Below are 21,904 nucleotides of genomic sequence, written 5' to 3' on the forward strand. Positions count from 1 at the left end.
TGCCGTAAACCTACGGCTGCGTAACTTTCCCGCCGGGAGACCCCTTCCCAGGCAGAGAGAAGGGTCCACCCCGTCCATGGCAGAGCTTGTCTACCGTCCCGTCGTCGGTCTCGCCCAAACGTTGTTCAAGGCCTGGGACCTCAAGATCGACTGCCAGGGATCGGAGAACATTCCGCGCTCGGGCGGCGCCGTGCTGGTCAGCAACCACATCAGCTATCTGGACTTCATCTTCGACGGTCTGGCCGCCCTGCCGCAGAAGCGCCTGGTGCGCTTCATGGCGAAGGAGGCGGTCTTCCGGCACAAGATCTCCGGTCCGCTGATGCGGGGCATGAAGCACATCCCGGTGGACCGCAAGCAGGGTGAGACGGCGTATCAGCACGCCCTGAAGTCGCTGCGCTCCGGCGAGATCGTCGGCGTCTTCCCCGAGGCGACCATCTCTCAGTCCTTCACCCTGAAGAGCTTCAAGTCGGGTGCCGCGCGCATGGCCCAGGAGGCCGGCGTGCCGCTGATCCCGATGGCCCTCTGGGGCACCCAGCGGCTGTGGACCAAGGGCCACCCGAAGAACTTCAAGCGCAGCCACACCCCGATCACCATCCGGGTCGGCGAGCCGATCGAGGCGCCGCAGGACCAGTACGCGGGCGCCATCACGCGGCGGCTGCGCGAGCGCGTCCAGGAGCTCCTGGAGGCCGCGCAGCGCGCCTATCCCGTGCGGCCCAAGGGTCCGGACGACACATGGTGGATGCCGGCGCATCTCGGTGGCACGGCGCCGACCCCCGAAGAAGTGAAGGCCGCCGAGGCTCGCTGAATCGTCACCTCCGGCGCGGCCGGAGCGTGCTGAATCGTCACTCCGGGGCGTGGACGGTGATCCGCGCCCCGGGGCTGAACTTCTCGAGCAGCTCGGCGAGTTCGCCGCCTGCGGCCACGACGTGGGCCACTGGCATCGGCGTCAGGCTCTCCAGCAGGAAGATCGCGGAGGTCGATTCCTCCGTGAGCCGGGTCCGCGGCCCCTGGCGCCAGTTCCAGCGGCGGCAGGTCACGCCCGCGTCGTCGCGCCACACCACCTCGCCCGCGTCGGGGTGTTCGACGACCTCCTCGCCGCCCGCGACGGTCACGAAGTCCTCCTCACCCGTGGCACGCACGAGCCGCATCCCGCCCTGGATGTGATCGGTGTCCTCACCGCCGACCGGGATCAGGTGGGCGACGCTGATCGCGTTGTAGATGTCGACGAGGACATTGATCCGGGGCAGTCCGCCGTCCGCGAGGGCGCGCTTGGCCAGCGCCTCCGCCGAGTTGCGCGTGCGCGACGGCTTGGACCCGAACGCCGTGTAGACCTCCCGCCAGGCGGCCATGTGCGGGTCCTCGTGCGGAGCGCGACCCTCCAGTCGTACGGCCAGCCGCCGGGCCGCGTCGTCGAGCAGCGCCGAAGTCCCCTCGGTACTGGGCCCGTTGACCAGTCCGTGCGCCTCTATGGCGACATGGGTGAAACCGGGCGCGAGGGCGCGGACCTCGTCGGACACGGTGAGCGTGAGAGTCATGGCCTGCCTCAGAGTGCGGTGGGGAGCGTCTTCCAGAGATGCGGCCGGTCGGGGGCGGCTTTGAGGACGCTCAGCACGACCGGGTGAGGTTCAGCATACAAGACCGGATAGTCCAACTCATTGAACTCCGGATCGGGCGTGAAGGCCAACCGCTCGCCGTCGACGGAGAACTGGGCGTCTACACCCGGCTTGTTGCCACGGGGGTCCTGCCGGTGCCAGGCGCCGTTGAACCGTACGGCGACGAGCCCGTGCACCTCGTCGAACTTCTGGTAGCAGAACGCCGTCGGGATGTCCTCGGCCCGCAGCAGCGCGGCCAGGGCATGGGCCTTGGCATAACAGATGCCGGTGCGCTGCTCCAGCACGTCGGAGGCGCGCCAGGTGACGCGCAGATCGCCGGAGTCGTATGAGTGCGGGATGGTGTCGCGCACGAACTCGTAGGCGGCTTGCGCATAGGCATACGAGTCGGCCGCACCCTTAGCGAGGCGCCCTGCCGTCTCGCGGACGATCGGATGGTGATGGTCGACGACCTCGTCAGCGGCCAAATAGGCGGACAGGTCAGGGGTTTCCTGGATGAGCTCCATGCCTCCAGAGCATAGGAATACGGCCGACCGAGAGTCAATGACTTTTCGATCGACCGTATATCTATGCATGACCCCCGCGGCTACTGGTGGGCCATCTCCTCCTTGAGCGCCGCCACGAACCCGTCGACGTCGTCCTCGGTGGTGTCGAACGAGCACATCCAGCGGACGTCGCCCGCGGCCTCGTCCCAGAAGTAGAAGCGGAAGCGCTGCTGCAGCCGCTCGGTCACGTCGTGCGGGAGTCGTGCGAAGACCGCGTTGGCCTGAACGGGGTAGAGGATCTCCACACCGTGCACCGCACGCACGCCTTCGGCCAGCCGCTGAGCCATCTCGTTGGAATGGCGGGCGTTGCGCAGCCACAGGTCCTTGGAGAGCAGTGCCTCCAGCTGGACGGAGACGAAGCGCATCTTGGAGGCGAGCTGCATCGACAGCTTGCGCAGATGCTTCATATGGCTGACGGCGTCCTGATTGAGGACGACGACGGCCTCGCCGAACAGCGCGCCGTTCTTGGTCCCGCCCAGCGACAGGATGTCGACGCCCACCGCGTTGGTGAACGTCCGCATCGGGACGTTCAGGGAGGCGGCCGCGTTGGATATCCGGGACCCGTCCAGGTGCACCTTCATGCCGTGCGCGTGGGCGTGCTCGCAGATCGCGCGGATCTCGTCTGGCGTGTAGAGGGTGCCCAGCTCGGTGCTCTGGGTGATCGAGACGACCTGCGGCATCGCGCGGTGCTCGTCGTCCCAGCCGTACGCCTGCCGGTCGATCAGCTCGGGGGTGAGCTTGCCGTCCGGCGTGGGCACCGTGAGCAGCTTGAGGCCGCCCATACGCTCGGGAGCGCCGCCCTCGTCGACGTTGATGTGCGCGCTCTCCGCGCAGATCACCGCGCCCCAGCGGTCGGTGACCGCCTGGAGCGCGACCACGTTCGCGCCGGTGCCGTTGAAGACCGGGAAGGCCTCGGCCGTGGCACCGAAGTGGCTGCGGATGATCTGCTGGAGATTCGCCGTGTAGTCGTCCTCGCCGTACGCGACCTGGTGTCCGCCGTTGGCCAGGGCTATGGCGGCGAGCACCTCGGGGTGCGCCCCCGCATAGTTGTCACTGGCGAAGCCGCGGACGGCCGGGTCATGGTGACGCCGGGCGTCCGTCTTCGGAGGGTTCACGGCTTGTCGGTCAGCCACAGACGGTTTCCGTTCACTTCGCCGGCGGGCAGGTCCCAGACGCCGGCGATGGACTCGGCCAGGTCCTTGACGTCCGTGAAGCCCGCGAACTTCGCGTTCGGGCGCTCGGCGCGCATGGCGTCGTGCACCAGTGCCTTGACGACCAGGATGGCAGCCGCGGAGGTCGGGCCCCCCTCGCCCCCGGCCTTGCGGAAGTAGTCGGCCATGGCCAGCGTCCATGCCTCGGCGGCGGCCTTGGCGGCGGAGTAGGCGGCGTTGCCCGCGGTGGGGTTGCTCGCGCCGGCCGCGCTGATCAGGAGGTACCGACCGCGGTCGCTGCGCTGCAACGCCTCGTGGAACGCGAGAGAGGTGTGCTGCACCGTACGGATGAGCAGCAGCTCCAGGAAGTCCCAGTCGTCGAGGCTGGTCTTGGTGAAGGTCTCACTGCCGCGCCAGCCGCCGACGAGGTGGACCAGGCCGTCGACGCGGCCGAAGTCCTTCTCGATGCGGGTGGCCCAGTCCTGGGTCGACTGCAGGTCGAGCAGGTCGACCGTGTCCCCGACGACGGTGGCGCCGCCATGCCCGTAGCGGGCCGCGTCCACGGCCTCCGCGAGCCGCTCGGGGTCGTTGTCCGAGCCGACGACGGTCGCGCCCGCGTCGGCGAGCCGGGCGAGCGTCGCGCGTCCGGCGGGTCCACCCGCGCCGGCCACCGCGATCACCGCACCGCTGAGAGCCCCGTTCCTCATTTTCTTAGCCTCCTGAGCAGTGTTCTCGGCGCCGTCGCTCACGCGGCGGCCCGCTCGGCGTTCGCAGCGGTGATGCCCTTGGTGGAGGCGATCACGTTCTTGAGCTTCTTGGAGAGCGCCTCATAGAACATGCTCAGCGGAAACTCGTCCGGAAGCACGTCGTCCACGAGCTTGCGCGGGGGCTGGGTGAGGTCGAGGGCGTCGGGACCCTTGGCCCAGCGGGAGCCGGGGTGCGGGGCGAGGTAGGTGGAGACGAGCTCGTACGCCTTGAACCAGTGGACGAGCTTCGGGCGGTCGATGCCGGCCCGGTAGAGCTCCTCGATCTCGGCGCACAGCTGGTTGGTGACCTGCGGGGCGCGCTGCCAGTCGATGTGCAGCTTGTTGTCGGTCCAGCGGACGACGTCGTGCTTGTGCAGGTAGGCGAAGAGCAGCTGGCCGCCGAGGCCGTCGTAGTTGCGGACGCGGTCGCCGGAGAGCGGGAAGCGGAACATCCGGTCGAAGAGCACGGCGTACTGCACGTCGCGGCCGTGCGCGTTGCCCTCGGCCTCCAGCTTCACGGCCTCCTTGAAGGCGGTGAGGTCGCAGCGCAGCTCTTCGAGGCCGTACATCCAGAACGGCTGGCGCTGCTTGATCATGAACGGGTCGAAGGGCAGGTCGCCGTGGCTGTGGGTGCGGTCGTGGACCATGTCCCAGAGCACGAAGGCCTGCTCGCAGCGCTGCTGGTCGTGGACCATCGCGGCGATGTCCTCGGGCAGCTCCAGGCCCAGGGTGTCCACGGCGGCGTCGGTGACGGCGCGGAAGCGGGCGGCCTCGCGGTCGCAGAAGATCCCGCCCCAGGAGAAACGCTCGGGCGCCTCGCGCACCGCGATGGTCTCCGGGAAGAGCACGGCCGAATTGGTGTCGTAGCCCGCGGTGAAGTCCTCGAAACTGATGCCGCAGAAGAGCGGGTTGTCGTAGCGGGTGCGCTCCAGCTCGGCCAGCCAGTCCGGCCACACCATGCGCAGGACGACCGCTTCGAAGTTGCGGTTCGGGTTGCCGTTCTGCGTGTACATCGGGAAGACGACCAGGTGCTGGAGGCCGTCCTCGCGGTGCGCGGCGGGCTGGAAGGCCAGCAGCGAGTCGAGGAAGTCGGGCACCTGGAAGCCGCCGTCGGACCAGCGGCGCAGGTCCTTCACGAGCGCCTCGTGGTACGCGGCGTCGTGCGGCAGCAGCGGGGCGAGCTGCTCGATCGCGTCTATGGCACGGCGTACGGCCAGATCGGCGTCGGACGCGTCGGGAGCGCCCTCCGCCTCGAAGTCGATGGCCCCGTCCTTGGACTGCCAGGGACGTATCTCCTCCACGGCATTCTTGAGCACGGGCCATGCCGGGTGCTCCACCACCCTGACCACGGGAGGAACCTGCTCCTCCATACCCACCTGCACAAGAATTTCCGTCATCTCTCATCCTCCACGGGAGAACCACGCGTATGGACACCGTATGTAAGCGAGGTTCCTTCCCGCAAGAGGAGACTCGGGAGATTATCCTGCGCGACCCCCGCCTTCACCGCTCTTTTTCCTGCCGGAAACCGTCAAGGCGATTACTTCCACTACGCGTTGCTGTGCGGCGCGGGCGTCCGGAAGAAGCTCGGGAAAGCCGAAGAATCCATGGAACATGCCGGGGTAGTGGCCCTCCGTGACCGATACACCCGATTTGCTCAGCTTCGCGGCGTACGCGCGGCCCTGCTCGCAGAGGAGATCGAAGCCCGCGGTGACGATGTGGGCGGCCGGCAGGCCGTGCAGATCCGCCAGCAGGGGCGAGGCATGCGGGTGCGTCCGGTCGCCGTCGGGCCCGAAGTACTGCTCGTCGAACCAGCGTCCGTGGGCCGGGGTGAGGAAGTGACCCGCGCCGGCCCCGCCGCGGGTCTCGACCCGGGGCCGTGCGTCGGTCGCGGGGTAGACGAGGACCTGGAGGGCGAGCGCCGGGCCGCCCCGGTCGCGGGCGATCAGCGCGGCCACGGCCGCGAGGTTCCCGCCCGCGCTGTCACCCGCGGCCACCAACGCGCCCGGGTCCCCGCCCAGTTCGCCGACATTCCCGCCCGCCCAGCACAGCGCGGCGTACGCGTCGTCGACGGCCGCGGGGAAGCGGGCCTCCGGCGCGAGCCGGTAGTCGACCGAGACGACGACCGCGCCGGCGTCCCGGCACAGGGCGCGGGCGATGGGGTCGTGCGTCTCCAGGCCCCCGATGACCCATCCGCCGCCGTGGAAGAAGACGACGGTGGGCCGGGGGGTGGGCAGCTGCGCCTCGGACGGCTCCGGCTCCGCCTCCGGCCGATAGATCCGTACGGGAATCTCCGGGGCCCCCTCCGGACCCGGAATCGCGCGGTCCTCGACCGAGCCCACGCGTGGCGGCTCGAAGGGCCAGGCGGGCCCGGCGGCGAGAATGCGGCGGGCCTCGGCCGCGTCGGTGACGGTGCCGCCGACGTCCGGGAAGTGGACGTTAATGGCGTCTATGAGGGCGAGGACGTCGGGCGCGGGTTCGCTGGGCATCGCGGTTCCCTTCCGAGGCTGTCGGCGGAACTCTCTTACCAAGGCACGGACATGACTAACCGTCAGCCCGGCACGCGACAAGGCCCGGCCGCCGGTCAACCATCGAGGGACTCGCCCACCCGAGAGTGACCCGTTCGGGCGACCCGAGGCAGATCTCCCCTGACAGACACCCCATTGGCCCGCGTACGAGCGGGTACATCGCACAGCGGGGCCATTAGGCTGCGCCCTGCCGCGTGGGCGCCCCGTCGCACACCACGCGCGAGCCGAGCCGCCGTCGACGGAAGCGAGTCGAATCTTGAACTTCCTCACCATCGGTCATCGCGGAGTGATGGGTGTCGAACCCGAGAACACCCTCCGTTCCTTCGTCGCCGCCCAGAACGCGGGCCTCGACCTGATCGAACTCGATCTGCATCTGAGCAAGGACGGCGCCCTCGTCGTCATGCACGACGCCGAAGTGGACCGTACGACCGACGGTTCGGGGCCGATCGCCGAGAAGACACTCGCCGAGCTGCGCGCGCTGGACGCGGGACGCGGTGAGCGCGTCCCCGTCTTCGACGAGGTCCTGGACGCCGTCAAGGCGCCGCTGCAGGCCGAGATCAAGGATCTGGCGGCGGCCCGGGCGCTGGCCGAGGTCATGCACCGGCGGGACCTTGTCGGGCGGGTCGAGGTGTCGTCGTTCCACGACGAGGCGATCGCCGAGGTCGCCCGGCTCGTGCCCGGCGTCCGCACGGCGCTCATCGCCAGCCGGTATGGCACCGATGTCGTGGACCGCGCCGTGGAGGCGGGCGCCGCGACCGTCTGTCTCAACATCCGCAGGCTGACCCTGGAGATCGTCGAGCAGGCCCGCAAGGCCGACCTGCGGATCATCGGCTGGGTGGTGAACACCCAGGACCAGCTGCGGCTGGTGCGCGCCCTGGAGCTGGACGGCGCGACCACCGACTACCCCGAGATCAAGCGCACCGGCCGCTTCACCGCGTGAGCGTCACGTCAGCGGCTTGACCAGCAGCTCGAACTGCAGGTCGTCGCGCTGCGGAATGCCGAAGCGCTCGTCGCCGTACGGGAAGGGCGTCATCTTTCCCGTACGGCGGTAGCCGCGCCGCTCGTACCAGGCGATGAGGTCGTCGCGTACGGAGATCACGGTCATGTGCATCTCCGTGACGCCCCAGGTCTCGCGGGCCGTCCGCTCCGCCTCGGTGATGATCACCTTGCCGAGACCCCCGCCCTGGAGTGTGGGGCTGACCGCGAACATGCCGAAGTAGGCGTGGTCGCCGCGGTGTTCGAGCTGGCAGCAGGCGACGACCGCGCCGTCCCGCTCAACGGTCAGCAGCCGGCTGTCGGGCGACTTGATGACGGCGATCACACCGTCGGGGTCCGTCCGCTGGCCTTGGAGGATGTCCGCCTCCGTGGTCCAGCCGGTCCGGCTCGAGTCCCCGCGGTACGCCGACTCGATCAGCGCGACCAGGGCGTCCACGTCGGCGTCGGTGGCGTCGCGGAAGGTGAGTCCGGTGGCGGCGGCGGTATCCATGGAGCGATTCTCCGTTCAGTGGCGCGGCTGGGCACCGACGAGCGTAACCCTCCCCTACGCTCCGGCTGCATGGTGCATGTACTGAGCAGCCGGACCCTCCTGCGTCCCATCGACCCCGAGCGCTCCCGGGCCTTCTACGGCGAGCAGCTGGGCCTCGCCGTCTACCGCGAGTTCGGTACGGGCCCCGAACGCGGGACCGTGTACTTCCTCGGCGGCGGTTTCCTGGAGGTCGCAGGGCGCTCCGAGACCCCGCCCTCCCCCGCGCTCAAGCTGTGGCTCCAGGTCGACGACGTGACGGCGGCGCACGAGGAGCTGACGGCTGCGGGTGTCGAGGTGCTGCGGCCGCCGGTCAAGGAGCCGTGGGGGCTGATCGAGATGTGGATCGCCGATCCGGACGGCACCGAGATCGTGATCGTGGAGGTCCCGGAGGATCATCCGCTGCGCTACCGGCCCTGAGGCGCGCCGCCGCACGTCACGGCCCCTTCTCCTTCCCCACGAGCCGGGCCGGGCCCAGGGTCCGGATGGCTGGCACGGCGGGCCGGGCTTAGCGTTTTCTGAAGGGGTCTTGCTGCGCAAGGAACGTCGTGATCGTGCGGAAGGAACGTCATGAAGCTCGACATGCCAGTGACCGGCGGACCCTGCTGGACCGAGCTCGGGACCAGCGATCTGGAGGCGGCCAAGCGCTTCTACGCCGACCTGTTCGGCTGGCGCCCGGAGACGGATCCGCGCCCGGAGGCGGGCGGCTACACGGTCGCGCACCTCGGTGACGCGGCTGTCGCGGCGATCAGCCCGCTGTACCAGGAGTCGCAGCCCGTCGCCTGGAACGTGTCGTTCTCCGTGGACGACGCCGACGCCGCCGTGGCAGCGGTGCAGGCCGCCGGCGGCACGGTCGTCCTCGGCCCGATGGACGTGTTGGACGTGGGCCGTTTCGCGGTGGCGTTCGACCCGGGCGGAGCGGCCTTCCAGCTGTGGCAGGCGCGGGCCTTCCCCGGCGCGGGGCTGTTCAACGCGCCGGGGGCGCTCGGCTGGGTGGAGCTGATGACCCGCGCCCCCGACCGGGCCACGGAGTTCTACACGGGGGTGTTCGGCTGGACCGTGAGCGCCTCGGAGGAGTACCCGCAGTGGGGGATCGACGGTGCCGACTTCGGCGGCATGGTGACGATGGGCGACATGTTCCCGCACGAGGTGCCCTCGCACTGGATGCCGTACTTCACCGTCGAGGACGTGGACGCCACGGCGAACGCCGCCCTCTTGGCGGGCGGCCACCTGCTCATGGAGCCCATGTCCGTGCCGCACGGACCCCGGATCGCCGTCCTGCGGGACCCGCAGGGTGCGGCGTTCGGGGTCCATGTCGCGGGCGAGGAGGGCTAGCCGGGCCCTGCCGTACGGATCCGGCGCTGGGATGTCGGCCACAGGTCCGGTAGTCGTGGCCGGCGAGACTACTGTCCCGGCTTCATCTGCGTGAGTTGATGGATGCCGTGCCGCGACCGCACCTGCGCGATGGCGGCCACGTCGGGCGGCCCGGGGGCGTCGAGGATGTCGGCGATCTCCTGGATGTAGTGCTCGTGGCCCGCGGGCGCGGCGAGGAAGAGCATCCGGGCGGGAGTGGAGCCCGGGTTGGCGAAACCGTGGGGGCAGCCCGAGGGGACGTACATCAGACTGCCCGGACCACCCCGTACGACCTTCTGTCCGCTTTTCGACTCCCAGCTCTGCCAGTCCCCGGCCGTCCTGATCCGTGGTTCGAAGGCCAGCAGGTCGAGTTCGCCGTCGACTATGTAGAACAACTCCTCTGCCTCGTCGTGGAAATGGGCGCCCACGTCGAATCCCGGCCCGACCTCGGCCTCGAACACCGACCACAGAGCCGAGTGTTCGGCCCCCACCTTGAGCGTCATCCCGGACGTACCCATCCGGCGGCCCGATCCGGGCGGCAGCACCAGTCCATCGGTCATGGCGCCCATGGTGACCCGGAAGCATCGCCTCAGGAAGGGCTGTCAGGCCAGTGGTGTCACCGCCACCTGATCGATGACGGGGGCGTACGCCGAGCGCTGCCGGTTCTGGTTCTGGTCCTGGTCCTCGTCCTGGTCCTGGTTCGTGAAGGTGAGGGTGTTGGCGCCCTCCCGCAAAGTCACCGGGACGGTGAGGTCCCAGAAGTTGTTGAAGTGGAAGGTGGTGGGGAAGAGCACCCGCCGCGACGGCTCCCCGTTGACGGAGATGTCCGCGTGGCGGCAGACCGGGTCGGGGTTGTAGTGGGTCGCCGGGGCCTGCTCGCCGTTGGAGTAGCGGATGGTGAGGGCGTGCCGCCCGGTGTGCGCGGCCGTGACGGTGAGGGTGAGCGCGGCCCCGTTGCCGATGCCGTCGACCGCCTTTCCGCCGGTGGCGAAGGTGTGGGCGCCGGTCACCTTCGCGTCGCCCGTCACGGTGCCCTCTTCGGCGGCGTACACGGTGGTCTTCAGGTGGCCCTGTCCCGGTGCCACCAGCAGCCGGTCGAGGACCAGTTGGCTTGAAGTGGCGGTGACCGTCAGCTTGTTGATGCCGCCGGCCAGGAACAGCGGAGTCCGGCCCAGCCGTCCCGCCTTCTCGCCGTTGACGGTCAACACGCCCTCACCACCGCCCAGTTGATCGACCGTGACGGTCGCCTCGCCGTCCGCCGCCGCGTGCACCCAGAATGTGGCGGTGCCTCCGTGGGGCAGCACGGCCGCCCCTGGCCCCGAGGCCCCGCGGTGCGCGTAGCTCACGTGTGCCCCGCCGCCGAGGACCGCGTACTCGGCGTCGTACAGCGCGGGAGCCGTCACCCGCTCGTCACACAGCGCCAGGTCGATCTTGTCGATGATCGCGTCGCCCTTGGTGACGCCGAGGTCGGGGTCCTGGGCGGCGAGCGTGATCGTGTGCTTGCCCGCGGTCAGTTGGACCTGGGTGTCGGTGTGCCCCCACACCACCCACTTGTAGCCGAGCGGGAGCCGCAGCTCCTGCGGGTCCGCGCCGTCGACGCGCAGGAACACGTTGGTGGGGCCCTGTTCCTTGACCAGGCCGTCGAGGTTGTACGAGTTGGCGAAGACGCTCAGGTCGTACGTCCCGTCCTGGGGAACCTCGACGGCGAAGGCGAGGACGCCGTCGGAACCGGTGCGCAGCCCGCCGACGTGGTGGGTGCCGGACGAGGCGAACTTGTCGACGTCCGCGGGTGAACCCTCCGGCCCGTTCTTCGAGTAACCACCGCCCGTGTACGTGGCGTTCACGGCCTCGTACGTCGCCCGCCAGCCCACCGACGGCGGCAGGAGAACGGCGCCGTCACCGCCGGGCGAGAGGATGACCTCGTAGGCCGACATCTCATGGAGGTCCGGCAGCGACAGGGTCGCCTTCCTGTCCACGACGGGCAGTTCGCGGTCCTGGAGACGCGACGGCTGTGCGGACGCGCCGACTTGGCCGGTCCACGGAATCTCGTGGAGCCGCACGTGCACCCTGTCGCCGAAGATCTCGGCCGGGATGTCCGAGAACGCGATGTCGGCGGCACCGCTCCCGCCGCCGAGGAGGGCCCTGGCCTGGCGCTTGTCCCGGTCGAGCGTGGCGACGCCCTGGAGGGTGTACTGGACGTTGGGTTGGGGCGCGGTCACCCGGACCGTGCGGCCGGTCATCCGGCCGTAGGCGTTGAACAGCCACCACTGGCCGTTGCCCTTGTTCGCCTCGACCGCCGAGTCGTTGAGGTTGCCGTCGATGTTCCAGTACGCCATGTCGGCGTCGATCTTCGACTCCTCGATGGCGGAGATCCACTGGACGATCTGGCCCGGCACGGACAAGTGGTAGTTGTGCGCGTACTCGTTGATGTTGACCGGGAGCGGACCGACGCCCACGTCCCGTTCCATTCTGCGGTACTTGGCGACATTGGTGCGGATCGCGGCGGGCGTGGACAGCTCGTGCCAGGTGATCACGTCGGGGAGCACGTCGTGGGCCTTGGAGAACTCCAGGAAGCCCTTGACCTCTTCGTACAGGACGCAGGTGTTGGGGCCGGCGACGCGCGCGTCCGGGTCGAGGCGTTTGATGAGCCGGACGGCGTCCTTCCAGGCGGCGAAGTACCACTGCGGGTCGGTGTGCCAGGAGATCCCGTTGTAGCTCCACTCCTCCGTGCCGAACATGTTGCCTTCGGGTTCATTGAACGGCACATACACGACATGGGACTTGTAGTCGCCCGTCGCCAGGACCTGCCGGACCTGCTTCTCGATCAGCTTCATGAAGCCGGCGAGGCGTTCCTCCCCCGTGGCTCCGGGCCATTGGTAGGGAAAGCCGCGGTAGATGTCGGTCATGTAGACGTAGACGTCCTCGCCGCCGCAGTCCACGAAGGGCCGCAGGATGTCGAGGGCGTCGGCGCCGGGGTGCTGGGTGCCGCCCTGGGCCTTGGTGGACACCGTGCGGACGTACATGCCCTCGACGACGTTGCGGCTGGGCACGCCGTCGCCGTACAGGCCGTAGAGAGTGCCGCTCGCGCCGCCGTGGAAGGCTCCGGTGTCGGTCCCCAGGTCGATGGTGAGCGTCACGCTGTCTCCCCTCCCAGGGCCTCGACGAGACCCTGGCGTTCGGTATGCCGCACGTCAGCCGGGATGCCGAACCGACCTGCTCGAACGTAGGAGTGGCGCTCTTCTCATGTCAACGGTCCGTCACCGCACGCTGTCGTGTGTCAGGTCCGGGGCAGCCCCAGTCGGCCTTCCAGTTGTCCGAGCAACTCGCCAAGCAGTTCGGCCAGTTCACGCTGCCGGCCCAGGCCGACCCCGGACAGAACCGTTGTCTCGTAGGCGAGTTGCTCGGGGAGGATGCCGTCGACGAGTTCGCGGCCCTCGTCGGTGAGCCGTACATGGGCGACCCTGCGGTCCCGGGCGTCACCGCGTCGCTCGACCAGACCGCGCTCGGTCAGCTGCTTGAGCCGCTTGGTGACGGCGGCGCCCGAGGAGAACGTCTCGCGGGCGATCTCGCTGGGGGTCAGCTCGTGCCCCGTGCGCCGCAGGGTGCCCAGCACGTCGAACTCGGGCCGGGTGAGCCCGGCCCGGCGCAGCGGGGCGTCCTCGGCCTGCTGGAGGAGCGCGGCACAGCGGTTGACCCGGCCGATGACCTCCATGGGCCCGGTGTCGAGATCGGGGCGCACGGTCTGCCACTGCCGCACGACGGCGGCCATGGTGTCGCCCGGCGCGGCCCGCCCGGCAGAGCCGTTCTCCGCCTTCACCCGTCCGGCGGAGGCGCTCTCCCTCTCCGCCCGTCCGGCAGCGGCGCGCTCCGTCTCCGCCGGCCCGGCAGGGGCAGCCCCGGTCTCCGCCCGCCCATCCGCTGTCGTCATGCCTGTGCGCCCTCCAAGCAGTGCAGTCCCTGCCGTCGTACCGTCGCCGCGAGCGTACGGTGTCCGGCCTGCTCGGCCCGCATGACCCGCTCCTCCGGCAAGGCGCGCTGCCACCATTCGCCGGCGGCGGCGTCGGCGGTCGCGCGCAGGTCGACCACGGCGGCGGCCAGGCCGCGGCGGGCGGACTCCAGGGCGCCGGGGTCGGGACGCTCGTCGGCCAGGATCGTGAGGGCGTGGTCGCGGGCGCGGTCCACCGTGGAGAGGGCCTGCTCGATACGGCTGCCGGCGCGCCGGTTGGTGACGGCGATCGCGGCGACGAAGCCGACCAGCGCGCCCACGAGGGTGTCCACGACACGGTCGGTGATCAGCTCGCCCGGCTGCTGGAAGCGCGCGAACTCGGTGATGAGCAGGGCCATCGGGGTCACGCAGATGCTGCCGAGCCAGTAGTTGCGGCCGATCAGGGCCTCGGCGCCGAAGTTGAGGACGAGGCAGCACAGCACGAGGGCTGTCTGGCCGAGATGGGCGAGCGGGGCGATCGCCGCGAAGACCAGCACGCCGACGAGGTTGCCGAAGACGCGCTGCACGCCTCGGCTCCAGGTCAGGGTGACGTTGGCCTGGTAGAGCGAGGCGGCGGTGACCAGCGCCCAGTAGGGGCGGCCGACCCCGAAGGCGAGCGAGACGTATCCGGCGAGGGCGCAGCCGAGCGCGGTGCGCAGGGCGATGGGGGCGAGCGGGCCGAGACGGCGCAGCAGCGGCTGTTCACCGGAGGCGAGGGACGCCTCCACGCCCAGGAGTTCGTCGGCGGCGTCGGCCAGGTCGTCCGGGCGCGGAACGGGTCCGGTGCCGCGCAGCTCGCGGGCCCACCCGCGCAGCCGCTCGGGCTCAGTGTCGGCGGGCGCGGCGAGCGCGACCTCGGCACGCACCACGAGCCGTTCGAGGGCGCGCCGGGGCGCGGAGCGGGCGCCGGTCGACAGCAGCGACTGCCAGGCGCCGTGCACGGCGGCGGCCGCGGCGGCGCGGGAACGGGCGGCGCCGTCACCACTCCCCCGCGCCTCCACGTACGCGGCAGCGGCGTTCAGGGCGTGCGCGGTGGCGCGCCGCTCCGGTCCGTGCGGACGGACAAGCCCGGGGGCCATGCCGACGATCCAGGCCCAGGCGCCCGCCGCCGCGCCCAGCGCGAGATGGCCGGGCACCTGGCCGAGCGTCTGGGGCACGAACAGGGACGCGGAGGAGATGAAGGCGAGGACCACATGACCGGGCGGACCGATGCGCGTGGCGTCGCACACCACCTTCTGTACGGCGGCGAGCAGCGCGCCGACGGTGACCAGCACGACGGCGTCCGTGGTGAGCGAGGCCGTGACGAGGGCGACGGCGAGACCGCCGAGCATGCCCAGCACCACCCAGGCGAGGGCGCGGGCCCGGGCGGCGTACGGGCGGTTGTGGGCGTAGAGCGCGCAGAGCGACCCGGCCATCGTGTACATCGCCAGGTCCAGCCGGCCGAGCGCCAGGAGCGTCAGATTCGGTGGAGCGACCGCGGCGACGACGCTGAGCGCGGGCTTGAACCAGATGTCGGAGGGCCTGCCGACGCGCAGCACACCTGCCAGCGGGAGGCGATGTACACGTGAGGGGGTGGGACTGGGGCTGGGCGCACTACTCATGGCAATAACATTAGCAGGTGTTTTATCTGTAAAATATCTCGCCCGTCACATTCCCCATCTGCGGTGCACCCCCGCACGCTCCCCCGCGTACACCCTTGCGCTCGCTTGCGCTCCGGTCGCCCCGGGCATGCCCTGACCGACTGCGCGATGTCCGACATCGTCGAGCGGGGAGGTACGCGGTGCATGGACCGGCTTCGCCCGGCTGGCTGCTCGTCGTGCTGTGCGCGGCGACCGGGGCGTACTGCCTGCTGAGGATGCGCAGCCCCGTCGAGGAACAGCGCCGCACCGCGGGCGGTGAGGCGCTCATGGGCTTCGGCATGGCCGTGATGGCCGTACCCGCGGCGGTGGCCACTCCGCCACGCTGGGCCTGGCTCGCCTACGCCGCCCTCTTCGGCGCGACCGCCGTACGCGCCCTGTGGGCGTCCCGCACGAACCCACACCATCTGCACCATCTGATGGGCGCCGGCGCGATGGTCTACATGGCGGGCGTGATGGCCGCCTCGCCCGGACACCACAGCCATGGCGGCTCCGGAATCCCCCTGGTCACCGGCGTGCTGCTCCTCTACTTCACCGGTTACGTCCTGCGCTCCGGCGTCCGCCTGCTGCCACTGGCCGCCGCATCGCCGGGAGGCACCCGCACCCTCGGCTGGGGCGACCGCCCCGAACTCTCCCGGGCCTGCCGTCTGTCCATGGGGATCGCGATGGTGGCCATGCTGGTCACGCTCTGACGCCGGACCCCGCCGACGCACGCCCGGGGCCCGCACGCCTTCGGGCCGTGACCGCTGTACGAAACCGTGGCGTACGTCACTTGCCGTCGCGGCCCGTATCCACCGGCGACGCCCCGCTCATAGGCTTCACCCCATGATGGTCCCCGCGGCACTGTTGCTGCTCGGCGCCCTGGCCGCCGTGGTCGCTCCGCGACTGCTCGCCAGGGCGGACTGGCCGGACCGTGAACCTGTGGTCGCGCTATGGGTGTGGCAGTGCGTGGTGGCCGCCGTGCTGCTGTGCTGCGTGCTGTCGATGACGCTGAGCGCCGCCGCCGCGTGGGTGGCCGTGCGCGGCCATGTCTTCGGCTCGGCGCCGCGCTCGGTCGTGGACGCCTACGCGCTGAGCACCGGCGGCACTTGGGCGGCGACGACCGCCGTGGCGCTCGCGTGCGGGGGCGCCTGGACCGCCACGATGCTGGCCCGCGAGATCGTACGGGCCCGGGCGCGCCGTCGGCAGCGACGGGCCGAACTCCTCGTACGCGCCCCGCTGTTGCCCGGCGAGGAGCCCGGCGCCGACCGTCTGGTGGTTCTGGAGGGCGAGCGCCCGGACGCCTGGTGGCTGCCCGGCACGGCACCCCAACTCGTCATCACCACAGCCGCGTTGCGCCGTCTGAAGGGGCGCCAGCTGGATGCCGTACTCGCCCATGAGCAGGGGCACGCGCGGGCCCGGCACGACTGGCTGCTGCACTGTTCGGCCGCGTTGGCCGTCGGCTTTCCGCAGGTGCCGGTGTTCGCCGCGTTCCGCGGCGAGATGCACCGCCTGGTCGAACTCGCCGCCGACGACGTGGCATCGCGCCGCTTCGGCCGCCTCACCATCGCCCTCGCACTGGTCGAACTCAACGAGGACCGGGGCGTGTTCGGCCCCTGCCCCACCCCGGGCGCCCATGTCCCGCAGCGCGTCAACCGCCTCCTCACTCCCCCGGACCGGCTCACGGCAGCCCGGCGGCTGCGGCTGACGGCGGCGGCCGCGCTGGTGCCGGTGATTCCGGTGCTGGTGGCGTTCGTTCCCGGGTTGCGGGCGCTGGGCTGAGTTGGTCTCCCGCCCGTCCCGTCGGCGAGGATCATCCCCATGCACTCCCCGCCCGCCGACTCGCCGTCCCCTGCACCGGGCCCCCGCACACCGAGCCCTCGCACCGCGGCGCTCAGCGCGGCGGCCCTCGCCGTGCCCTCCGTGGTGCTCCTTCTGCTCGTCGCGTTCTCCTGGCATCCGCTGCTCGCCCTCGACGGCGACATCGCCCGCACCACGCACAGGTGGGCGGTCGACAACCCCGGTGCTACCCATGTTTTCCGGGTCCTGACGGACTGGGTGTGGGACCCATGGACGCTGCGCGCGGTATGTGCCGCCGCCGTGATCTGGCTGCTGTGGATCCACTCGGCATGGTGGCTCGCCCTATGGGTGGTGGCCACATGTGTGCTGGGCACACTGGTGCAGCAGGGGCTCAAGTCGGCGGTCGGACGTGAACGCCCCGTCTGGCCCGACCCCGTGGACTCCGCCCACTACGCGGCCTTCCCCTCCGGCCACGCCCTGACAGCCACGGTGGTGTGCGGACTGCTGCTGTGGCTGCTCCGCCTGCACGGCGCCGGACACGCCCTGTGGCGTACGGCGTCGGCCCTGGCGGTCGTCTCCGTCGTGGGCGTCGGTCTGACCCGTGTCTGGCTCGGCGTGCACTGGCCGTCGGACGTCCTGGGCGGCTGGCTCATCGGCGCGCTGATCGTCGCCCTGGCGGTGGCCTCGTACGAACGGTGGCCCGGCGCACGGCGTCCCTGAGCGGCGTCGTCGCGTTGGCCTGCGGCATCCGAGCGGCGCAGTCCGTGTCCTTCGAGGTGCCCTTGACCGGTCACGGTCGTGCCACGAAGGATCCTCCTCATGACGATCAAAGGCGTGCTCTTCGACTTCTCCGGCACCCTCTTCCGTATCGAGTCCACCCGCTCATGGCTGCGCGCGGTGCTGGCGAAGGCCGAACTCACCCTTCCAGAGCCGGAGTTGACACAGACGGTGCAGGCTCTGGAGTCCGCGGGCGCGCTGGCCGGCGGCGCCTCTCCGTCACTGCCACTGCCGCCGGACCTCGCCGGGGTGTGGGCGGTCCGCGACGAGAGCGCCGAGCTGCACCGGGCCGCGTACACCGGCGTCTCCCGCCAGGTACCGCTGCCCGACCCCCGTCTCTACGACGCGCTGTACGACCGTCACATGGTCCCGGACGCCTGGCACCCCTACCCGGACGCCGCCGAGGTACTGGGCGCGCTGCGCGAGCGCGGGGTCGCGGTCGGTGTGGTCAGCAACATCGGCTGGGATCTGCGGCCCGTCTTCCGCGAGCACGGCCTCGACCCGTACGTCGGCACGTACGTCCTGTCGTACGAGCACGGCATCCAGAAGCCCGATACCCGGCTCTTCGCCACCGCCTGCGACGCGCTCGGGGTCGCTCCCGAGGACACCTTGATGGTGGGTGACGACCGCCGGGCGGACGGGGGTGCGGCGGCCCTGGGCTGCGGGGTGCACTTCGTGGACCATCTGCCGGTGGCGGACCGCCCGGACGGGCTGCGGCCGGTGCTCGACCTGGTCGGCTGACCGGCCCTCCCGCGGACCCTCGCGCGTGCTTCCTCAGCTCTGATAGTCCTCGACCTGCGACGAAGGACGCACCCGCGCCTCGTCCGGGTTCTCACCGTACTCGGACTTCGCGCGCCGCTGGCGCAGCAGGTCCCAGCACTGGGCGAGCGCGCGCTCCAGATCTGCGAGCCGTGCCTGTTCGGTGTCGCTGTCGATCCGCCCGGACGCGAGATCGTCGCGCAGTCGTCGCTCGTCGTCCACCATCGCGGTGATCCTGGCCAGGATCTGGTCTTGATCCATGTCCGTACGCCTCCTCGGCCCTCCAGGCCACTCTAAGGAGGTCACCCCGGCTGTGCGACTCGCTCGGGGCCATGCACGTCTGCCTCGGATGTTCCCCCGCGCCACCCGAGGCAGACGGCAGGCCGGAGCGGACCCGTGAAGGGTCCGGCCCGACGCGTTGAGTATAGTTGGCTGGCAGCCAGTCAACGCAGGAGTTACAGCATGTCCCCGCGCAGCGCCTCGGTCAATGAAGAGTTGCGGCGGCGTTCCCGGGAGCGGCTGTTGCAGGCCGCGGTGGAGCTGGTGAGCGAGCGCGGCTATGAGGCGACGACGCTCGGCGACATCGCGGATCGCGCGGGATCGGCGCGCGGACTGGTGTCGTACTACTTCCCCGGCAAACGCCAGCTGCTGCAGTCCGCCGTGCACCGGCTGATGCACCGCACGCTGGAGGAGGCGCTGGAGCGCGAGCCGCGTAGCGAGGACGGCCGGGAGCGGATGGCGCGGGCCATCGACGCGATCCTGGGGCTCACCCGGGTCCATCCGGTGCTGATGCGTCAGCACATGGCCGGGCTGCTTCAGGGCGAGGGATTCCTGCAGTGCCCGGAGCAGCAGCGTCTGGCGCAGCTCCTGCGGGAGACCGTCGCCGGGTACGGCTCGCCGGACGCCGCGACCGACTACCCGATGATGCGGGCGCTGCTCATGGGCTCGGTGTACGCGGCCCTGGTGCCGGGCGTTCCGATGCCGGTCCCGACGCTGCGGGCCGAGCTGTTCAAGCGGTACCGGCTCGACTGGGAGCTGGGTGTCCCGCCGGACACCGAGGTGCCCGGCGGGACGGACGAGACGGATCTGTCGCGGTTCTTCGCGACCGACCACCGCACGGAGGACCGGCCCGGTCCAGCCGACGGTCAGTCGAAGTAGTCCGGCTGCGTCTGGACGTTGAGCTCGCGCAGGTGGACCCACCTCGCGGGGTCCGTGCGCCGGTCGCTGAGCTTCAGCACGTCGAAGCCCTTGGCGATGTCGTTCGAGTAGATGTAGCCGTTGTAGTAGTACGCCGACCAGGAGCCGCCGACCTTGAGGGTGTCGGTGGCCAGCGGGCCGCGCTCGAAGTAGGCGATCTCCTTCGGGTTGGCGGAGTCGGTGAAGTCCCAGACGGAGACACCGCCCTGGTACCAGGCCTGGACCATGAGGTCCTTGCCCCTGACGGGGATCAGCGAGCCGTTGTGGGCCACGCAGTTCTCGGTGTCCGCCTGGTGGCGGGGGATCTTGTAGTAGCTCTTGAAGACGAGCTTGCGGTCGTCGCCCTTGCCAACGATGTCGTAGATGCCGTCGGCGCCGCGGTCCGGACCGGTCGCCGCGTTGCAGGTGGCCGCTCCACCGCCGCCCAACTCGTCGGTGAACACGACCTTGTCGGCCTTCTGGTTGAAGGTCGCCGAGTGCCAGAACGCGAAGTTCACGTTGTCCTCGACCTGGTCGATGACCTTCGGGTGCTCCGGGTCCTTGATGGAGAACAGGATGCCGTCGCCCATGCAGGCGCCCGCGGCCAGGTCCTTCGAGGGCAGGACGGTGATGTCGTGGCAGCCGGTGGTCTTGGCGACGCCCGGGTTGGTGGGCGCGCCCGGGTTGCCGCCGCCGTCCGTTCCCTCACCCGGGAACAGCACCGGGAAGTTCACGACGGCCGCCTCTTCGGGGGCGTCGCGCGGCACCTTGATGACCGAGATGCCGTCGTGCGGCGGCTGGCAGTCGGGGAAGGTGGCGCTCGGCGAGTACGAGGAGACGTAGATGTAGACGTTCTTGCGCTGGGGCACCAGCGTGTGGGTGTGCGATCCGCAGGCGGTCTCGACGGCGGCGACGTACTTCGGGTTCGCCTTGTCGCTGATGTCGAAGATCTTCATGCCCTCCCACGACGACTTCTCGGTCGCGGGCTGCGTGGTGCTGTTGCAGGAGTTGTCGCTGCGTGAGGAGTCGGTGGACAGGAAGAGCAGGTTGCCGGACACGGAGATGTCGTTCTGTGAGCCCGGGCAGAGCACCTGCGCGACCGTCGTGGGCGCCTTGGGGTTGCTGATGTCCAGGACGCGGAAGCCGTCGTAGTTGCCGGCGAAGGCGTACTTGCCCTGGAAGGCGAGGTCCGAATTGGTGCCGGGTAACGCGTCCTTGGGGATGTTGGTGAGGTGTTCGATGTTGTCGGAGTGGACGATCTCGTCCTGTCCGGGTATCTCGCCGCTCGCGATCGCCGCCTTCGCCTCGGCGGCCTGACTCGTGGAGACCGGTTCCTGCACGGCGGGACCGTCCCCGGGGTCGGGGGTGGCGGCCGCCGGGCCGGCCGTGAGCAGCGCGGCCAGGAGTCCGGCCGCGGCCGCGGCAACTCCCAGACGTCTGTGCCGCGTTCGGGGGTCGTTCAACAGGGTCACTGCGTCCTCCCTTGTAGCCGTTCACAGTCGAACGGTTCACGGACCCCTGAAGTATCGTCCGCCCCATGGAGAGATCAACAGATGGCAACGTACTCGTAATGAACGTTTTCGATCAGCCGTACGCGGAAGCGTGCTAGGACGGTCATCAACACCCTTGAGGTGTACGCCCATTCGTGTGCCGCAGGAGGTCGCTGTGCTCGTTCGCCGTACGTCCCGCGCGTCCCTGGTCACGGCAGCACTGGCGGTCGCCGTGCTCGCGCTCGCGGGCTGCGACTCCGGCTCCGGGACCAAGTCCGGCAAGGCGGGCGGGCCTTCGGTGATCGCGCCCGGCAAGCCCGGCGAGGCGGCCGAGACACTCTCCGCCCAGGACGCCGCGAAGCAGCGGGCCGACGACGACTCCCCCAACTCGGCGGACTTCGCGTACGCGCGGATGATGATCGACCATCACACACAGGCCCTGGAGATGGCCGAACTCGCCCCGAAGCAGGCCGAGTCGGGAAAGCTGAAGCGGCTCGCCGCGCGGATCGCGGCCGCACAGGGCCCGGAGATCACCACCATGAAGAGCTGGCTGAAGACGCACAACGGCCAGCAGACCGTCACGGAGCACGAGCACGCGGCGATGCCGGGCATGGCGACGCAGGCCCAGCTCAAGAAGTTGCGCACGGCGAAGGGCAAGGCCTTCGACACGCTCTTCCTGAAGCTGATGATCACCCATCACGACGGAGCGATCACCATGGCCACGGATGTGAAGGCACAGGGCAACAACATCCAGATCGAGGAAATGGCCGACGACGTGATCGCCCAGCAGACGAGCGAGATCAACCGGATGCGGGAGATGTCCTAGCCACCGCACCCGGCCCACCCGCC

23 protein-coding genes are annotated in these 21,904 nt (G+C 70.2%); 10 read left to right on the top strand and 13 right to left on the bottom strand.

Annotated elements, in window-relative coordinates; genetic code table 11:
- Positions 1 to 76: 76 nt before the first annotated feature.
- Positions 77 to 805, top strand: coding sequence for a lysophospholipid acyltransferase family protein (locus AB5J50_RS07075; protein WP_369255954.1), 729 nt, complete (start codon positions 77 to 79; stop codon positions 803 to 805).
- A 37-nt stretch (positions 806 to 842) separates the two neighbouring features.
- Here AB5J50_RS07075 and AB5J50_RS07080 read toward each other — a convergent pair whose 3' ends face one another.
- The 6 genes from AB5J50_RS07080 to AB5J50_RS07105 all read right to left on the bottom strand — a co-directional run bounded on the left by AB5J50_RS07080 (position 843) and on the right by AB5J50_RS07105 (position 6,538).
- Positions 843 to 1,535: a B3/4 domain-containing protein gene (locus tag AB5J50_RS07080; protein ID WP_369255956.1), complete on the bottom strand. Its 693-nt coding sequence runs from the start codon at positions 1,533 to 1,535 to the stop codon at positions 843 to 845.
- 8 nt (positions 1,536 to 1,543) lie between these two features.
- A complete protein-coding gene (locus AB5J50_RS07085) occupies positions 1,544 to 2,116 on the bottom strand; it encodes a transglutaminase domain-containing protein (RefSeq protein WP_369255958.1) in 573 nt (190 codons plus the stop codon).
- An 80-nt stretch (positions 2,117 to 2,196) separates the two neighbouring features.
- The gene (locus AB5J50_RS07090) at positions 2,197 to 3,270 is read right to left on the bottom strand and encodes a low specificity L-threonine aldolase (protein ID WP_327426770.1); all 1,074 of its coding nucleotides are present in this window, start codon (positions 3,268 to 3,270) and stop codon (positions 2,197 to 2,199) included.
- Positions 3,267 to 4,013 carry an SDR family NAD(P)-dependent oxidoreductase gene (locus tag AB5J50_RS07095; protein ID WP_369255960.1) on the bottom strand — a complete coding sequence of 249 codons (747 nt, stop codon included), beginning with the start codon at positions 4,011 to 4,013 and terminating at the stop codon, positions 3,267 to 3,269. The genes AB5J50_RS07090 and AB5J50_RS07095 overlap by 4 nt, the downstream gene beginning before the upstream one ends.
- A 38-nt stretch (positions 4,014 to 4,051) precedes the next feature.
- Entirely contained in the window at positions 4,052 to 5,449 is a 1,398-nt protein-coding gene (locus AB5J50_RS07100; protein WP_369255962.1) for a DUF6421 family protein, read from the bottom strand.
- A gap of 81 nt (positions 5,450 to 5,530) precedes the next feature.
- The gene (locus tag AB5J50_RS07105; protein WP_369255964.1) at positions 5,531 to 6,538 is read right to left on the bottom strand and encodes an alpha/beta hydrolase fold domain-containing protein; all 1,008 of its coding nucleotides are present in this window, start codon (positions 6,536 to 6,538) and stop codon (positions 5,531 to 5,533) included.
- Between the two features lie 295 nt (positions 6,539 to 6,833).
- Between AB5J50_RS07105 and AB5J50_RS07110 the strand changes: the two genes are divergently transcribed.
- On the top strand, positions 6,834 to 7,517 hold the full coding sequence (locus AB5J50_RS07110; RefSeq protein WP_369255966.1) for a glycerophosphodiester phosphodiesterase: 684 nt from the start codon (positions 6,834 to 6,836) through the stop codon (positions 7,515 to 7,517).
- A gap of 3 nt (positions 7,518 to 7,520) precedes the next feature.
- Here the strand turns inward: AB5J50_RS07110 and AB5J50_RS07115 are convergent, their stop codons facing one another.
- Positions 7,521 to 8,063 carry a GNAT family N-acetyltransferase gene (locus tag AB5J50_RS07115; protein ID WP_369255968.1) on the bottom strand — a complete coding sequence of 181 codons (543 nt, stop codon included), beginning with the start codon at positions 8,061 to 8,063 and terminating at the stop codon, positions 7,521 to 7,523.
- A gap of 69 nt (positions 8,064 to 8,132) precedes the next feature.
- Here AB5J50_RS07115 and AB5J50_RS07120 point away from each other — a divergent pair, with 69 nt between their 5' ends.
- Together AB5J50_RS07120 and AB5J50_RS07125 are read left to right on the top strand one after the other, a co-directional pair.
- The gene (locus tag AB5J50_RS07120) at positions 8,133 to 8,519 is read left to right on the top strand and encodes a VOC family protein (protein WP_369255970.1); all 387 of its coding nucleotides are present in this window, start codon (positions 8,133 to 8,135) and stop codon (positions 8,517 to 8,519) included.
- A gap of 150 nt (positions 8,520 to 8,669) precedes the next feature.
- On the top strand, positions 8,670 to 9,434 hold the full coding sequence (locus tag AB5J50_RS07125) for a VOC family protein (protein WP_369255972.1): 765 nt from the start codon (positions 8,670 to 8,672) through the stop codon (positions 9,432 to 9,434).
- 68 nt (positions 9,435 to 9,502) lie between these two features.
- Here the strand turns inward: AB5J50_RS07125 and AB5J50_RS07130 are convergent, their stop codons facing one another.
- From AB5J50_RS07130 to AB5J50_RS07145, 4 genes are all read right to left on the bottom strand, one after another.
- On the bottom strand, positions 9,503 to 10,021 hold the full coding sequence (locus tag AB5J50_RS07130) for a cupin domain-containing protein (protein ID WP_369255974.1): 519 nt from the start codon (positions 10,019 to 10,021) through the stop codon (positions 9,503 to 9,505).
- 33 nt (positions 10,022 to 10,054) lie between these two features.
- Positions 10,055 to 12,589, bottom strand: a complete 2,535-nt coding sequence (locus tag AB5J50_RS07135; protein WP_369255976.1) for a cellulosome protein — start codon at positions 12,587 to 12,589, stop codon at positions 10,055 to 10,057.
- 140 nt (positions 12,590 to 12,729) lie between these two features.
- Positions 12,730 to 13,221, bottom strand: a complete 492-nt coding sequence (locus AB5J50_RS07140; RefSeq protein ID WP_369265325.1) for a MarR family winged helix-turn-helix transcriptional regulator — start codon at positions 13,219 to 13,221, stop codon at positions 12,730 to 12,732.
- A gap of 155 nt (positions 13,222 to 13,376) precedes the next feature.
- Positions 13,377 to 15,038: an FUSC family protein gene (locus AB5J50_RS07145; protein WP_369255978.1), complete on the bottom strand. Its 1,662-nt coding sequence runs from the start codon at positions 15,036 to 15,038 to the stop codon at positions 13,377 to 13,379.
- Positions 15,039 to 15,217: 179 nt separating this feature from the next.
- Between AB5J50_RS07145 and AB5J50_RS07150 the strand changes: the two genes are divergently transcribed.
- The 4 genes from AB5J50_RS07150 to AB5J50_RS07165 all read left to right on the top strand — a co-directional run bounded on the left by AB5J50_RS07150 (position 15,218) and on the right by AB5J50_RS07165 (position 18,371).
- Entirely contained in the window at positions 15,218 to 15,766 is a 549-nt protein-coding gene (locus AB5J50_RS07150) for a DUF5134 domain-containing protein (RefSeq protein ID WP_369255980.1), read from the top strand.
- 133 nt (positions 15,767 to 15,899) lie between these two features.
- Complete coding sequence (locus AB5J50_RS07155) at positions 15,900 to 16,835, top strand: M56 family metallopeptidase (protein WP_369255982.1); 936 nt, start codon at positions 15,900 to 15,902, stop codon at positions 16,833 to 16,835.
- 39 nt (positions 16,836 to 16,874) lie between these two features.
- A complete protein-coding gene (locus AB5J50_RS07160; RefSeq protein WP_369255984.1) occupies positions 16,875 to 17,573 on the top strand; it encodes a phosphatase PAP2 family protein in 699 nt (232 codons plus the stop codon).
- Positions 17,574 to 17,678: 105 nt separating this feature from the next.
- Positions 17,679 to 18,371, top strand: coding sequence for an HAD family hydrolase (locus AB5J50_RS07165; RefSeq protein ID WP_369265326.1), 693 nt, complete (start codon positions 17,679 to 17,681; stop codon positions 18,369 to 18,371).
- 33 nt (positions 18,372 to 18,404) lie between these two features.
- On the opposite strand, the gene AB5J50_RS07170 is transcribed toward AB5J50_RS07165, so the two are convergent.
- The gene (locus tag AB5J50_RS07170) at positions 18,405 to 18,650 is read right to left on the bottom strand and encodes a DUF2630 family protein (RefSeq protein ID WP_369255986.1); all 246 of its coding nucleotides are present in this window, start codon (positions 18,648 to 18,650) and stop codon (positions 18,405 to 18,407) included.
- Between the two features lie 201 nt (positions 18,651 to 18,851).
- Between AB5J50_RS07170 and AB5J50_RS07175 the strand changes: the two genes are divergently transcribed.
- The gene (locus AB5J50_RS07175) at positions 18,852 to 19,547 is read left to right on the top strand and encodes a TetR/AcrR family transcriptional regulator (protein WP_369255988.1); all 696 of its coding nucleotides are present in this window, start codon (positions 18,852 to 18,854) and stop codon (positions 19,545 to 19,547) included.
- Here AB5J50_RS07175 and AB5J50_RS07180 read toward each other — a convergent pair.
- The gene (locus AB5J50_RS07180) at positions 19,535 to 21,037 is read right to left on the bottom strand and encodes an LVIVD repeat-containing protein (RefSeq protein WP_369255990.1); all 1,503 of its coding nucleotides are present in this window, start codon (positions 21,035 to 21,037) and stop codon (positions 19,535 to 19,537) included. The genes AB5J50_RS07175 and AB5J50_RS07180 overlap by 13 nt on opposite strands.
- A gap of 193 nt (positions 21,038 to 21,230) precedes the next feature.
- On the opposite strand from AB5J50_RS07180, the gene AB5J50_RS07185 reads away from it, so the two are divergent.
- A complete protein-coding gene (locus AB5J50_RS07185) occupies positions 21,231 to 21,881 on the top strand; it encodes a DUF305 domain-containing protein (protein ID WP_369255992.1) in 651 nt (216 codons plus the stop codon).
- The last annotated feature ends 23 nt before the right edge of the window (positions 21,882 to 21,904 follow it).

The sequence above is a fragment of the Streptomyces sp. R35 genome (assembly GCF_041053035.1).
GTDB classification, from domain to species: domain Bacteria; phylum Actinomycetota; class Actinomycetes; order Streptomycetales; family Streptomycetaceae; genus Streptomyces; species Streptomyces lutosisoli.

Excerpts from the sequence above, each read along its gene's own strand:
- AB5J50_RS07075 (WP_369255954.1), top strand. The coding sequence starts at position 77 with ATGGCAGAGCTTGTCTACCGTCCCGTCGTCGGTCTCGCCCAAACGTTG.
- AB5J50_RS07080 (WP_369255956.1), bottom strand. The coding sequence starts at position 1,535 with ATGACTCTCACGCTCACCGTGTCCGACGAGGTCCGCGCCCTCGCGCCC.
- AB5J50_RS07085 (WP_369255958.1), bottom strand. The coding sequence starts at position 2,116 with ATGGAGCTCATCCAGGAAACCCCTGACCTGTCCGCCTATTTGGCCGCT.
- AB5J50_RS07095 (WP_369255960.1), bottom strand. The coding sequence starts at position 4,013 with ATGAGGAACGGGGCTCTCAGCGGTGCGGTGATCGCGGTGGCCGGCGCG.
- AB5J50_RS07100 (WP_369255962.1), bottom strand. The coding sequence starts at position 5,449 with ATGACGGAAATTCTTGTGCAGGTGGGTATGGAGGAGCAGGTTCCTCCC.
- AB5J50_RS07105 (WP_369255964.1), bottom strand. The coding sequence starts at position 6,538 with ATGCCCAGCGAACCCGCGCCCGACGTCCTCGCCCTCATAGACGCCATT.
- AB5J50_RS07115 (WP_369255968.1), bottom strand. The coding sequence starts at position 8,063 with ATGGATACCGCCGCCGCCACCGGACTCACCTTCCGCGACGCCACCGAC.
- AB5J50_RS07120 (WP_369255970.1), top strand. The coding sequence starts at position 8,133 with ATGGTGCATGTACTGAGCAGCCGGACCCTCCTGCGTCCCATCGACCCC.
- AB5J50_RS07125 (WP_369255972.1), top strand. The coding sequence starts at position 8,670 with ATGAAGCTCGACATGCCAGTGACCGGCGGACCCTGCTGGACCGAGCTC.
- AB5J50_RS07130 (WP_369255974.1), bottom strand. The coding sequence starts at position 10,021 with ATGGGCGCCATGACCGATGGACTGGTGCTGCCGCCCGGATCGGGCCGC.
- AB5J50_RS07140 (WP_369265325.1), bottom strand. The coding sequence starts at position 13,221 with ATGGCCGCCGTCGTGCGGCAGTGGCAGACCGTGCGCCCCGATCTCGAC.
- AB5J50_RS07145 (WP_369255978.1), bottom strand. The coding sequence starts at position 15,038 with ATGAGTAGTGCGCCCAGCCCCAGTCCCACCCCCTCACGTGTACATCGC.
- AB5J50_RS07155 (WP_369255982.1), top strand. The coding sequence starts at position 15,900 with ATGATGGTCCCCGCGGCACTGTTGCTGCTCGGCGCCCTGGCCGCCGTG.
- AB5J50_RS07160 (WP_369255984.1), top strand. The coding sequence starts at position 16,875 with ATGCACTCCCCGCCCGCCGACTCGCCGTCCCCTGCACCGGGCCCCCGC.
- AB5J50_RS07170 (WP_369255986.1), bottom strand. The coding sequence starts at position 18,650 with ATGGATCAAGACCAGATCCTGGCCAGGATCACCGCGATGGTGGACGAC.
- AB5J50_RS07175 (WP_369255988.1), top strand. The coding sequence starts at position 18,852 with ATGTCCCCGCGCAGCGCCTCGGTCAATGAAGAGTTGCGGCGGCGTTCC.